Raw genomic sequence first — 12611 nt, forward strand, 5'->3', positions numbered from 1 at the left:
CATGACGGAACCGGCGACGGCGCGGTCCGAGGACGTCGCGGTCATCGTGCCGAACTACAACAAGAAGAAGACCCTCCGAGCCTGCCTGGAGGCGGTGTACGCGCAGACGTACCCCCCGGCCGAGGTGATCGTGGTCGACGACCGCAGCACGGACGGCTCGTTGGACATCGCGCGGGAGTTCCCGTGCACGATCGTCGAGCTGCCGACCAACCAGGGGCCGTCGGGGGCCCGCAACACCGGGGTCGACTCCAGCAGCTCGCCCCTGCTGTTCTTCGTGGACTCCGACACGGCGCTGGCCCCGGACGCCGTACAGAACGCGGTTCAGGCCTACCGGGACACGCCCGACTGCGGCATGGTCCAGGGGATCTACGACAAGGAGCCGCTGTACGACGACGGCCTGGTGGAGAGATACCGCGTCTTCTCCGAGCACTTCGACCGCCAGCGGGCGGTGTCCACGTTCCTGTCCAACTCGCTGATCCCCCGTACGGTCTTCCGCGAGGCGGGCGGGCTGGACGAGCGGCTGCGCGACGGCGAGGACTTCGAGTTCGGCAACCGGGTGCCGTCCAGATACCGGCTGGTGGTGACCGCGACCGTGGTCACCAGGGCGGACGACGTCGACCGGTTCTGGGAGTGCATGTGGGAGCGGTTCGTCAGGGCCAGCACCCTGCCGGTGATCATGCTGAGGGCGCGGCGGCTGTACGACGACGACACGATCGGGTTCCGGCTGGACATGATCGGACCGGAGCCCCGCACCCGCCGCCTGCCGCCACGGATCTCCTCCGTCTCGGCGGCGCTGAGCCTGTTCACGCTGCCGTTCGTCTTCTTCGTGCCGTGGCTGCTCGTGGTGCTCGCGCTGCTGCTGGCGGCGTTCGTGACGGTGAACCGTGACTTCCTCCGATACTCCCACCGCTACCGGGGCGCGGGCTTCGCGTTCCAGATGGCCGTGATGCAGTTCTGCTACCACACGGCGTTCTTTCTCGGGGCCGGCGCGGGGCTGCCGCGGCTCGTCTACGAGCTGCTCCGCCGCCAGGGGCACCCGGCCAAGACCGGCCTGACCCCGGTCTCCCCGGCCGGTGCGCCCGAGTGACCGTGAGCCGGCCGTGGCGCCTGTCGTGGCGTCCGCCCCGCGCGCTCGTGCGCGCCCTGATCGCGGCGTTCGCGCTGATCCTGGTGGGCGCGGTGGTGGTGGCACTGGCCGGGCAGGACTGGAGCGTGGTCTCCGTCATGCTCGCCCGGAGCGACGGCGGGCAGATCGGCCTCCTGCTGGCCGGTGCGCTGCTGACCAGCATGGCCGGGCTGGGATTCGGCTACCTGGCGTGGCGGGCGGTGCTGTTCGAGCTCGGCCCGCCGATCGGCGAGCCACGGGTGGCACGCGTCTTCTTCGTGACGTTCCTGAGCAAGTACGTGCCGGGGAAGGTGCCGGGCCTGATCGCCGCGACCAAGGTGGCCACGGCCAACGGCGTCGGTTTCGGGCGGCTGATGGGCACGGCGGCGCTGAGCATGAGCCTGGTCCTGCTGACCGGGCTCACGATCGGGCTGCTCGCGGGGGTGCACATGCTCGGCACCCAGGTGGCATGGCTGGTGGCGGCGGCGACGGTGATGATCGTGGTCGTGCTGGTACGGCCGCAGCTGGTCAATCACGGCGCGCAGCTGCTGCTGCGGGTGCTGCGCCGGCCGGACCCGACCAGGTCGGCCTCGGCCCGCGGGATACGGCTGGCGGTCGTCGCGCAGGCGGTGTCATGGCTGGTCACCGGCCTGCACCTGTGGCTGCTCGCGATCGCCATGGGGGCCGACCCGGTGCGGTCCCTGGGACTGTGCGTGGGCGCGTTCACCCTGGCCACGACGGTCGGGATGCTGACGGTCGTGCTGCCCGACGGGATCGGCGTCCGCGAGGCGGTGCTGACCGCCGCCCTGACGGTGGTGCTGCCCGCGCCGGCGGCCGCGCTGGTGGCGGTGGCCAGCCGGCTGGTCTCCACGGTCAGCGAGGTGGCGCTGGGAGCGATGGCGCTGGCGGCGGCCGAGGTCGTCATCCGGCGTACTCCGGCGCCGGTGCCCGCGCCGGAACCGGATTCGGAACCGGTGTCGGTGTCCACGACGGAGCCGGAACCGGCGCCGGCGGGAGACAAGTAGCCATGTCAAGCATCGGAACGGACGAATGCGTGCGGGCGTCCGCCGGGCGGGTCCCCTCCCGGCCGGCGGACGCCCGCCAACCCGAAGGGGGCGTCGACAATGGATGAGCAGCAGCCGCTGGTCTCGGTCATCGTGCCGAACTACAACTACGCTCGTACGCTGGACCTGTGCCTGAGCGCGCTGGAGCGGCAGGACTACCCGCACATCGAAGTGATCGTCGTCGACGACCGGAGCACCGACGACTCGGTGGAGATAGCCCACCGGCACGGGGTGCGGGTGCTGGTCACCGACACCAACATCGGGGCGCCGGCGGCGCGCAACCTCGGCGTCCAGCACGCGCGCGGGGAGGTGCTGTTCTTCCTCGACTCGGACGTGGCGCTGACCCCGGACACGGTCGGGAACGCGGTGGCGCTGCTCACGTCCGATCCCACGCTGGGGGTGGTGTGCGGCACGTACGAGCCGGAGCCGCTGATCCCCGACAGCCGCGTGGAGCGCTACCGCAGCCTGCAGCTGCACTACTGGATCTCCGGTGACGCGGGCGACATCACCACGATCTATTCGGCGATCTTCGCGATGTGGACCAGGGTCTTCCACGAGGTGGGCCCGCTCAACCCGGCGCTGCGCCACAGCGAGAACGCCGACTACGGTCACCGGATCACCCAGCGCTACCGGATCGTGCTGGACACCGCGATCAGGGGCGCGCACGACCACGACGACAAGCTGAGCGTGGTGCTGTCGAAGTTCTTCCACCGCGCGCGCCTGCACATCCCGCTGTATCTACGCCGGCCGGACTTCAACGGCGGCCCGACCAACAGCAGCCGCGGCTGGGGTTCGCTCGCCGCCCTGTTCGCGGTCGTCACCATAGCGCTGCCGGTGCTGTTCGGCCCGCTCTGGCTGCTCGTGCCGGTCGTGCTGCTGCTCGGCTCCATCGCCTCCGACCTGGGGATGTACCGCTTCGTCTGGGGTTATGCCGGTGCGGCGTTCACCGTTTACTTCACCGCGATCCACTTCCTGGTGAACGTCACCGTCGCGCTGGCGGTGTTCGTCGGTGCCGCGCAGTGCCTGCTGTCCAGCCGGTTCCGGCACACCTACGACATGCCGGAGCCGTCCGCGCCGGCGCTGGGAGCGTGAGCGATGACCGCCCCCCTGGTATCGGTGATCGTGCCCAACTACAACTACGCGACCTCGCTGGAGCTCTGCCTGCGCGCCATGCAGGAGCAGACCTACCAGCCGATCGAGCTGATCATGGTGGACGACGGCAGCACCGACGACTCCGTCGCGGTCGCGGAGCGGCTCGGTGTCCGGGTCGTCCACACCGAGCACAACATGGGCGTGGCCGGCGCGCGCAACCTCGGTGTCACCCACGCCCGTGGCGAGATCCTGGTGTTCGTCGACTCCGACGTGGCCGCCTACCCCGACGCCGTCGAGGTGGCGGTGGGCATGCTCGCGGCCGACGCGCGGCTCGGGGCGGTGTGCAGCATCCACGACCCGGAGCCGCTGATCCGCGACAGTCTCGTCGAGGAGTACCGGGCGCTGCAGTACTACTACTGGACGGCGAGCTCCGAGGGGCCCATCTCGTTCCTCTTCCCGGCGATGGTCGCGATGCCCCGCCACGTGTTCGACGAGGTGGGGGAGTTCAACACCCGGCTGCGCGAGACCGAGGAGGTCGACTACGGCCACCGCCTCACCCAGCGGTACAACATGGTGCTCACCACGGCGGTGCGCTCCCGGCACGACCACGACGACGAGCTGTTCAAGTTGCTGCGCAAGCTGTTCAAGCGGGGGCGCGCCCGGGTGCCGCTGTATGCGCGACGTAAGCGCTTCGCCCGCGGGTTCGAGACCTCGAACCGGGCCGGCGGCAGTCTCGCCGCGCTGGCGGCGGTGGCCACGCTACCGGCGGTGGCGTTCGGCCCGGCCGGCGCCGCGCTGCCGGCCCTCGCCCTGGCCGTGTCGATCCTGGCGGACCTCGGCATGTACCGGTTCGTGCTGCGCCGACGAGGCCCGCTGTTCCTGCTCTACTATGGCGCGGTGCATTTCGTGGTGAACGTCACCATCGCGGCCGGGGTGGCGGCCGGGGTCGTGCAGTGGTTCTGCTCGGCCAGGTTCCGCCGGCTCTACGATTCGGACCTGCTCGTGCGGCCCTCGGCCGCCGGGGAGGCGGCGACGTGACGGCCCGTCCGTGCCCGCCCGCGCCGCGCGTACCTCCCGGATCCGGCGGCCGTCGTCGATGACCAGTACGCAGGTGGTGACCGAGACCGCCGGGCCCGGGCCCGCCCGGCGGTCGCGCTGGAGGACCTGGCCGCTGCTGGCCGCGCCGGTCGCCTGGCTGGTGTTCGTGGTGCTCCACCGCGTGCTGTCCGGCCGGGTGTGGTGGTGGCAGGCCCCCGAGCTCGCCCCGCCGTTCGCCTTCGTGCTCTTCCCGGTCCTGCTGCTCGCGGTGGCCCTGCCGGCGCGCGCGGCCCGGGGGTGGATCGCGGCGGTGACGCTCGCCTCCCTGGTGCTCGGCGGGGGCGCGAGCGGGCTCAACCTCGCCTCCCTGTGGCACAGCCCCCCGCCCGCCCCGCCGGGCGCGATCACGGTGTTCTCCTGGAACACGTTGTACTGGGACATGCGGGCGGGCGGGGAGACGATGCCACCGCCCACCGGCACGCCGTCGCGCGACATCGACGACTTCTACCGGTACCTGCACGACCAGAAGGCGGACGTGTATCTCCTGCAGGAGTACATCTACTTCGGCCGGGACTCCAAGGCGATCCGGGTGGACGACACGGCCAGGCTGCGCCGGGAGTTTCCCGGCTACCACATCGCCGCGGCGAGCGAGCTGGTGACGGTCTCCCGGTTCCCGATCGTCCTGGAGCGGGGGATCGACCTGCGCCCGTGGCTGTCGGAGGAACGCGACAGGGCCATACCCCCCGACCCGGGCCTGCCCGGTTTCTCCGCGGTGAAGACACTGCGCACGGACGTACGCGTCGGCGGGGACACCGTCTCGCTCTACAACACGCACATCAATTCCCCCGTTCACGCGTTCCCGCAGGGCCCGGATCCCCGGCGCCTCAACCGGACCCAGCACGAGCGGCGGCAGGCCAACCTCCGCGCGCTCGCGGCCGACGTCGAGAGGAATCCGCACCCGACCCTGCTGGCCGGAGACTTCAACGCCTCACCGGCGATGGGCATCCTGCGCCTGCTGCCGGACCGGCTGGTCGACGCCACCCCGGTGCTCGAATCGCTCTACCCCACCTCCTGGGACGACCAGTGGCCGCTGTGGCGGATCGACTGGGCGTTCACCACACCCGACATCACCGTGCACCGGTACGGGCTGGTGCGGTCGAACGGTCTTTCCGACCACAGCGGGCAACACCTGGTCATCTCGACGAAGGGGTGAGGGGGAGGTCAGGGCCTGCGGGAGAGCACCCGGTCGGGCACGTGGGCCGCGGGCCGGGTCCAGCTCGGCGGCTGCCCGAGCGGCGCCCAGCCCGAACCGGCGTGGTCGGCGCCGGCCAGGACCACCCCCTCGGCCGCCCAGGTCGGCATGTCGTGGTCGCCGCGCAGGATCTCCTGGTGCAGCGCGCGCAGCTCCGGCCCCGGCTCGATGCCGAGATGGTCGGCCAGATACCCGCGCAGGCGCGCGTACTGGGCCACCGCCTCCGCGGTGCGTCCCAGGGCGCAGAGAGCGCGCATCAGCATGCTCGCCAGCGGCTCCACGAGCGGATAGCGGGGAACGAGCGGGGTGAGTTCGGTGACCACCGCGTCGGGCCGTCCCAGCCGCAGGAGCGTCCGCGCCCAGGTGACGACGGCGCCGACGAACTGCTGCTCGATGCTGTAGCGCATCCGGGAAGCCCAGTCTCCCGAGATGTCGGTCAGCGGCGAGCCGTGCCACAGTTCCATCGCCTCGGACAGCAGCTCGGCCCGGGTGAAGTCGTCGTCGGCGTGGGCCTGCGCCTGTTTCGCCAGCCGCTGGAACCGGTGGGCGTCCACCCGGTCGGGGTCGGCCTCCAGCACGTAACCGCCACCGCGGCGCTCGATGGAGACCGCGGTTCCCGTCAGCGCCTGCCGCAGGCGTGCGATGTGGGCGTACAGCGAGTCCGTCGCCCGGTCCGGTGGAAGATTCCAGACCCGGTCGATCAACGTCGGAAGTGACACGGGATGGTTGACGTCGACCGCCAGGGCGGCCAGCACCGCACGTCGTTGCGGTGGCCCCAGGGGAACCCGCCGGCCGTCGACGGTCACCTCGACCGGACCCAATATGCGGACTTCCATTCTTTCCTTCCGTGTCGCTCTCACAACGGGACCGGATGGTGGGCGAGCACGAGCGTCACGCCCAGGGTGGCGGCCCACAACATCGAGTTGGCGACCATTACACGGTCCCGCAGCAGGATTCGGACCGGGTCACCGCCGCCCTCATCCATCAGCTGGATCTGCAGGTAGCGGAAGAGGGCGAAGAGCGCGAAGGGCGTGGACAGCAGCATCGCCGTCTGACCGTACTGGGGGCCGAACGGGCCCTCTTCGCGCAGGTAGATGAGACCGGAGACGAGGGCGAGCACGGAGGCGATCTGCAGCAGCCAGTTGGTCAGCTCCATCGAGTAGCCGTGGAGCGCCGGCCGGTGCGCGGCGCCGGTCTTCAGTTCCTGGCGCCGCTTGCCGATGAGGAGCAGCAGGGACATCGAGAACACCGTGACCAGCAACCAGGCGGACGCCCGTCCCCCGGCCACCTCGTACCCCTGGACGACCCGGAGGACGAAACAGACCGCCACCGTGCCCACGTCGACCAGCGGTATGTGTTTGAGATAGCGGCTGTACGCGATGTTGATCAATAGGTACGCCACTATGGGCCAGTACGGCCCCGGGGTGAGGAGGATGACGGCACTGAGCAGCGCGAGCAGGGCGGCACAGTAGGCGTACGCGACCCTGATCCCCACGCGACCGGCGGCGACGGGACGATGACGCTTGACGGGATGGTGCACGTCACGGTGCCGGTCGGCGATGTCGTTGCCGACGTAGACGGCGGAGGAGGCCAGGATGAACGCGATCGTGGCCAGGACGACCTCGACCACCGTGGCGAGGTGCCACAGGGAGGTGTCGATGAGGGCGAGCGGCACGAGGAGGATCGCCTTGGCCGCGTGCGAGGGCCGTATCAGTCTGAAGAGGTCCGTGACCAGGCGTGGCCGGGCTTCCGTTTTCTGGTCCGGGGCCGGTCCCCTGGGCTGCGGGATTTCTGGAATGTCTGCCGATTCGACGACGTACATGCTTTCCCCGTCACTTCAGAAGAAGACTTTCGCCAGTGACAGCGCGCCCTGCCGCCACGCGTCGCGGCTGGTCTGGCCGGCGCCCCCAGGCGAGCCGGCGGTGCGATGCTCGCGCCACCACGCGTACGTACGGAGAATCGCGTCCTGATTGGACAGCCGGGGCCGGAAGCCGAGCCGTTCCCTGGCCTTGTCGATGCTGACGTAGGAGTCGGCGAGCAGCTTGTGCACCAGCCGCCCGTACACCGGGGACAGCCGGGTCCGCTCCAGCAGCCGGAGTCCGGCCAGGGCCGGCCGGGCGGGCAGCGACACGACACGTTTGCCGTGACCGGCCGCGTCGAGCACCGCCTGGAAGTCCTCTCGCAGCGTGCCGAACTCCGCGGCCGCGAGGTTGTAGGTGTCGTTCGCGACGTCCGCCGGTGCCGTCAGGACACCGGCCACGGCGTCCACCAGGTCCTCCACGGCGAGCATCTGGATGCGCACGTCTCCGCGGCCGAGGACCGGGAAGTTCCGGCCCTCCTCGGCCCACTCGAAGAGCATCGCGAACAGGCCCATCCGGCCGGGGCCGAGGAAGGTCTTGGGGCGCAGGATCGGCACGCACATCCCGCCGGCCCGGTACTTGTCGGCCAGCTCCTCCGCCTCGGTCTTGGCCCTGGTGTAGGGGTCGACAGGCTCGCGCGGGTGCTCCTCCGGGGTGGGCACCAGCTTCGGGAGCCCGTACACGGCGGTGGAGGAGATGTGGACCATCCTCTCCACCCCGGCCAGGCGCGCGGCCTCCAGCACGCTGTGCGTGCCTCCGACGATCAACTTGTGGATCTGCTCCGCCGGATAGCTCGGCAGCGCGCCGGCGCAGTGCACGACCGCGTCCGCCCCGGCCATCGCCTCGGTCATCAGCGCGACGTCTCGCACGTCGCCGACCCGGTGGCTCCATCCCGGGTCCGGGTCGGACGGCGGGCGCAGGTCCACGCCGATCACCTCGTGACCCGCGAGCACGAGCCGCCGGACCAGATTGCCGCCGAGCATCCCGGCGCTGCCGGTCACTACGACCCGATAGGCCACCGCGATCCCACCTTCTCTCGGACGAACCGGGCGAGCAGCCGTGGCAGGCCCTTGGCCAGTGTCTTGTGAAGGCTCTCCAGGAAGTATTCGAGGTCGTCGGGTTCGATGGCGAGGGTCGGCGCGACGACGAGGGGGTTCTCGACGTTCGGGCTGTAGTACGACACGATGTCGTGCTCACGGTAGAGGTCGGCGATCACCGAGAGAGTGATCAGCTTGGTGCGGAAGTGCGGATCGTTGGAGAAGCCCGGCGCCAGCTTGCCGGCCAGGTCGAGCACCTTGGGACCGCCGGTCAGGAACACCCCCCACAGCGCCCCCGTGCCGGTCACCTGGCCGACCACGTCCGGATAGCGCTTCTGGATGTTCTCCAGCCCGGGCTTCAGGACGCGCTCGATCTGCCGCGCCCGCGCGGGATAGTCCTCCTCGACGATCACGTTGATCGCCTCGAGCGCGGTGACGGTCTCCTCGCCGAACCCGTAGTAGGTCGTGCTGTGCAGGATGACGTCGGAGAGCCGGTCGTACGCCTTGCGGAAGATGCGCTCTCGCGCGGTGTATCCGGCGATCGACGCCTTCCCGCCGCCCAGCGACTTGGAGTAGACGAGGATGTCGGGCAGCAGATCCGGATAGCGCATGAAGTAGAAGAGGCTGCCGGTCTTACCCCATCCGGTGTACACCTCGTCGAAGATCATGATGATGTCGTGCTCGTCGCAGAGCCGTCGCAGCTCGCGCAGGTCCGCCTCCGACCAGCTGCGCATGCTCGAGGCGCTGAACGGCTCGACCATGATCGCGTAGACGTCGCACTTCCCCGCGGGGGTGCGCGCGGCGTCGATCGCCGCCCGCACGGCCGCGATGTCGCCGTACGGGTGGACGACGATCCCCGGAAGCCCGGGGAACCGGAACGAGTTCTCGGACGATCCGGTCAGGCTTCCCGCCCCGAGGGTCTTGCCGTGGAAGCTGATGTCGGATCGCAGGATGGTGTTACGCCGCCCGCCGTGATACTTGTACGCCATTTTGATGGCGCCCTCGTTGGCCTCGGCACCCGAGTTCGGGAAGTAGGAGATGTTCAGGTCGCCCGGCAGCAGCGTGGCCACGTTGTGGCTCAGCGCGGCCACGTACGGCGAGAAGAACGCCTTGTGGACCTCCATGCGCCGCTGGTCGGCGAAACGACGCCGGGCCGCCAGGATGCGCGGGTGGTTGTGGCCGTGGTTGAGGACGCCGACCCCTCCGGTGACGTCGAGGATCCGGCGGCCGTCACGGGTCCAGATCCAGGCGCCCTCGGCTCGATCGGCGAGCTCGCGGCCGAAGCCGAAGGAGGTCATGAGGTTGACCTGGCTGCGGCTGACGTACTTCCCGTACAGGTTTTGGACTTGTTTCACGGTGAGGTTTTCACACTCATCGATGCCGATTAGCTCAGACATGTCCACGCTTTCCTGGCGTTTTTGCGCGATTTTGCAGCTTCTGGCGTCACAGGTGAGTTCGGTTCGAGGATGACAATCGTCGCGAGGCGGGCGCTCGTTGGGCTCCTGCGGCAGCGTCGCCGCGGTCACCGGTCAACCTCTGGGTCTTCCTGCGCAAGGTGCCGGCCTTCTCTCTAGAGGTGCGAGAAGACAAGAGACATGTCGCTAATAGTGTTAAATGTGGCTATACCTCGCACCATACAAGTCTGTATAGGTTGACGCCGTAGCTCGATGAGTCGTGGGCGGAAAAGGATAGCGCGACGCGCGACCCCGGGGATTAACCTTTCGAATCCCGCGGCCATGGCGGGTGCGTGTGACGATTATTTCGGGCATGCCGAATCCCGCGGTTAGGGCGGGTGTGTGAAGGAATTATTTCCAGCGTGTAAATTCCCGTGATCACGGCGCATGACAATGATTTCCGGCGCGTCGAATTCCGTGATTACGGCGGGCGTACGCGAGGTTTACCTCCGGCGTTTTCAGGTCCCTCGCCGGTTTCGGTCGCTCGTTTCCCGTCGCTACAGCGGCCGGCGCAGGGCGGCGCCGTGGACGGTCGAGAGACCGGCGCCGTCCCCCGCCGCGCCGGGCATCTGGCGCGCGGTGGAGATCAGGTCGGCCATCTTGGCGTTGAGCCACCGGGAATCGGCCGTGAAGCCGTCGGGAGACATGCCGAAGCGGCCGAGCGCCATGTGACCGAACTTGGCGTTTCTCTTGGTTCGCTGGTTGCACACGTCGCCGAGGGTGCGGGCGATGACGAGAGAGCTGTGGATCGCCCGCCGGACGGCCTGCAGCTGCTCCTCCTCGGTCTCCTCCTGCCGGGTCCGCTCGCGGGCGAACAGGCAGAGCAGGTCGTGCATGCGATATCGGTCGGTGTCACGGACCTCGAGGAGCTGAACGTCCGCGAGATGGTCCAGGAGATCTGCGGTCTGCTCCTCCGAGCGGTCGGCCAGCGCCGCGGCGACCGCGACGCTGATGTCGGACCCGCCGAGCAGGCTCAGCAGCCGGAACATGCGCGAGTGCTCGGCTTCCAGGCTGCGGTAACTCACCATGAAGCAGGCCCGGACCGCCCGGTCGTCGGCCTGCAACTCCGACAGGCGATGGTCCTCGACCGCGAGACGGTCGGCGAGGACCCGCAGCGACAGGCCCGGCCGGGCGATCAGCCGGGCGGCGGCGATCCTGATCGCCAACGGCAGGCCGCCGCAGAGCCGTACGATCGCGTGCGCCGCCCGGGGGTCGGCGGTGACGCGCTTGTCGCCGACGAGGCGGCTCAGCAGGGTGGTCGCCTCGTCTTCGGCCATGACGTCGAGGCGGAGGTGCGCGACGGCGTCCAGGGAGGTCAGCATCCTCCGGGAGGTGATCAGCACGCAGCAGGTGGGGCTGGCGGGCAGCAGCGGCCGTACCTGCGCGGCGTCCCGGGCGTTGTCGAACAGGAACAGCAGGTGTTTGCCGTCGGTCAGCGAGCGGAGTCGCGCGGCGGCCTCGTCCACCTCGGTCGGCACGGCCGCGTCGTCGCCGCCGAGGGAGCGTAACAGGCGGGCGAGGACCTCGGCCGGGTTCAGCGGCTTGATGTTGGGGCTGGAGCCGTGCAGGTTCACGTAGAGCTGCCCGTCGGGGAACCGGTCCGCGATCCGGTGGGCGACGTGGACGGCGAACGCCGACTTGCCGATCCCGGCCGCTCCGGCGACCGCGGAGATGACGATCTGACCCGGGCTCGCGGAGACCAGCGCCGTCCGCAGCAGTGAGATCTCGGCGGTACGCCCGGTGAAGGCGGCCGAGTCGGCCGGGAGCTCGGCCGGGGCGAAAACCCTGCGGGCGACGATCGACGGTGACGGCGCCGCCAGCACGGAGTCGTCGACGAGGATCTGCTGGTGCATGCGGATCAGGTCCGGGCCGGGATCGACGCCCAGCTCCGCGGCGAGCATCTCCCGCGCGCGCTGGTACACCGAGAGCGCGTCGGCCCGGCGGCCGGAGCGGTACAGGGCGAGCATGAGCTGTGCCCGGAGCCGTTCGTTCAGCGGATCCCTGCGGGTCAGCGCCTCCAGATCGGGAAGCGCCTCGCCGTGTTGGCCCAGTGCCAGACGGGCCTCCAAGGACGCGTCCACAACGGTTGTCCTCAGCCGTTCCAGCCGCGCCGCCTCGCCTCGCAACGGCTCGGGCAGGGACAGCCCCTCCAGGACCGTTTCGGCGCGCCAGAGGCCCAGAGCCCGGGCGCACCGTTCGAGCGCGACGTCATTTCGCCCTTCGGATAACATCTGACGTCCTTGAGCGGCGAGTTCTTCGAACAATTTCACGTCTATTTCACCGGGGGCGACCCGGAGCACGTACCCGTTGGAGCCCGCCTCGATCCTGGAAGGCGAACCAAGCACCCGGCGCAGCGCGGAGATATAGGTGTAGAGGTTCGACTCCGCCGTGGCGGGAGCGTGTTCACCCCACAACCAGTCGAGCATCCGCTGGGTGGGGGTCGCCTTGCCGGCATTGAGCAGCAGGGCGGCGAGCAACACGCGCTGTTTGCGCCGTCCGAGGGCGATCGGCTGCCCATTGGCCCCCCGCACTTCGATCGGTCCAAGAAGCTTGAAATCCATCGGCATCACTTCTTCAGCGCATACCATTCACCAACATGAAACGTACAAATACCCATATTTCCTGTTTTGTGCAGCGACCCATGATCGCGGGCTCCAACCTTCGGAGGGTACTCACCTGAAGGGAAGAAAAAGATTACGCGGCCGGTACA

General features: G+C 69.4%; 10 protein-coding genes. 5 read left to right on the forward strand and 5 right to left on the reverse strand.

Translation table 11 applies throughout. The annotated features are described in order from the left end of the window. The first annotated feature begins 1 nt into the window (after position 1). From ACSDR0_RS22840 to ACSDR0_RS22860, 5 genes are all read left to right on the forward strand, one after another. Positions 2-1087 (forward strand): glycosyltransferase family 2 protein, encoded by a 1086-nt coding sequence (locus ACSDR0_RS22840; protein WP_435290901.1) that lies wholly within the window; start codon positions 2-4, stop codon positions 1085-1087. Then, positions 1084-2130, forward strand: coding sequence for a lysylphosphatidylglycerol synthase domain-containing protein (locus tag ACSDR0_RS22845; RefSeq protein WP_435290902.1), 1047 nt, complete (start codon positions 1084-1086; stop codon positions 2128-2130). The genes ACSDR0_RS22840 and ACSDR0_RS22845 overlap by 4 nt, the downstream gene beginning before the upstream one ends. 99 nt (positions 2131-2229) lie before the next feature. Further along, positions 2230-3261, forward strand: coding sequence for a glycosyltransferase family 2 protein (locus tag ACSDR0_RS22850; RefSeq protein WP_435290903.1), 1032 nt, complete (start codon positions 2230-2232; stop codon positions 3259-3261). Positions 3262-3264: 3 nt separating this feature from the next. Then, positions 3265-4299: a glycosyltransferase gene (locus tag ACSDR0_RS22855; RefSeq protein ID WP_435290904.1), complete on the forward strand. Its 1035-nt coding sequence runs from the start codon at positions 3265-3267 to the stop codon at positions 4297-4299. Positions 4300-4357: 58 nt separating this feature from the next. Next, positions 4358-5512, forward strand: a complete 1155-nt coding sequence (locus ACSDR0_RS22860) for an endonuclease/exonuclease/phosphatase family protein (RefSeq protein ID WP_435290905.1) — start codon at positions 4358-4360, stop codon at positions 5510-5512. Between the two features lie 8 nt (positions 5513-5520). Here ACSDR0_RS22860 and ACSDR0_RS22865 read toward each other — a convergent pair whose 3' ends face one another. The 5 genes from ACSDR0_RS22865 to ACSDR0_RS22885 form a co-directional block, all read right to left on the reverse strand. Then, entirely contained in the window at positions 5521-6387 is an 867-nt protein-coding gene (locus ACSDR0_RS22865; protein ID WP_435290906.1) for an AfsR/SARP family transcriptional regulator, read from the reverse strand. 20 nt (positions 6388-6407) lie between these two features. Continuing rightward, positions 6408-7226 carry a UbiA prenyltransferase family protein gene (locus ACSDR0_RS22870; protein ID WP_435290907.1) on the reverse strand — a complete coding sequence of 273 codons (819 nt, stop codon included), beginning with the start codon at positions 7224-7226 and terminating at the stop codon, positions 6408-6410. A 162-nt stretch (positions 7227-7388) separates the two neighbouring features. Further along, positions 7389-8429 carry an NAD-dependent epimerase/dehydratase family protein gene (locus ACSDR0_RS22875; RefSeq protein WP_435290908.1) on the reverse strand — a complete coding sequence of 347 codons (1041 nt, stop codon included), beginning with the start codon at positions 8427-8429 and terminating at the stop codon, positions 7389-7391. Next, a complete protein-coding gene (locus ACSDR0_RS22880; RefSeq protein WP_435290909.1) occupies positions 8411-9802 on the reverse strand; it encodes an aspartate aminotransferase family protein in 1392 nt (463 codons plus the stop codon). Before ACSDR0_RS22880 ends, ACSDR0_RS22875 begins: the two co-directional genes overlap by 19 nt. 596 nt (positions 9803-10398) lie before the next feature. Then, positions 10399-12462 (reverse strand): BTAD domain-containing putative transcriptional regulator, encoded by a 2064-nt coding sequence (locus ACSDR0_RS22885; protein WP_435290910.1) that lies wholly within the window; start codon positions 12460-12462, stop codon positions 10399-10401. Positions 12463-12611 lie beyond the last annotated feature (149 nt).

The organism is Streptosporangium sp. G11 (genome assembly GCF_051192615.1).
Lineage (GTDB): Bacteria > Actinomycetota > Actinomycetes > Streptosporangiales > Streptosporangiaceae > Streptosporangium.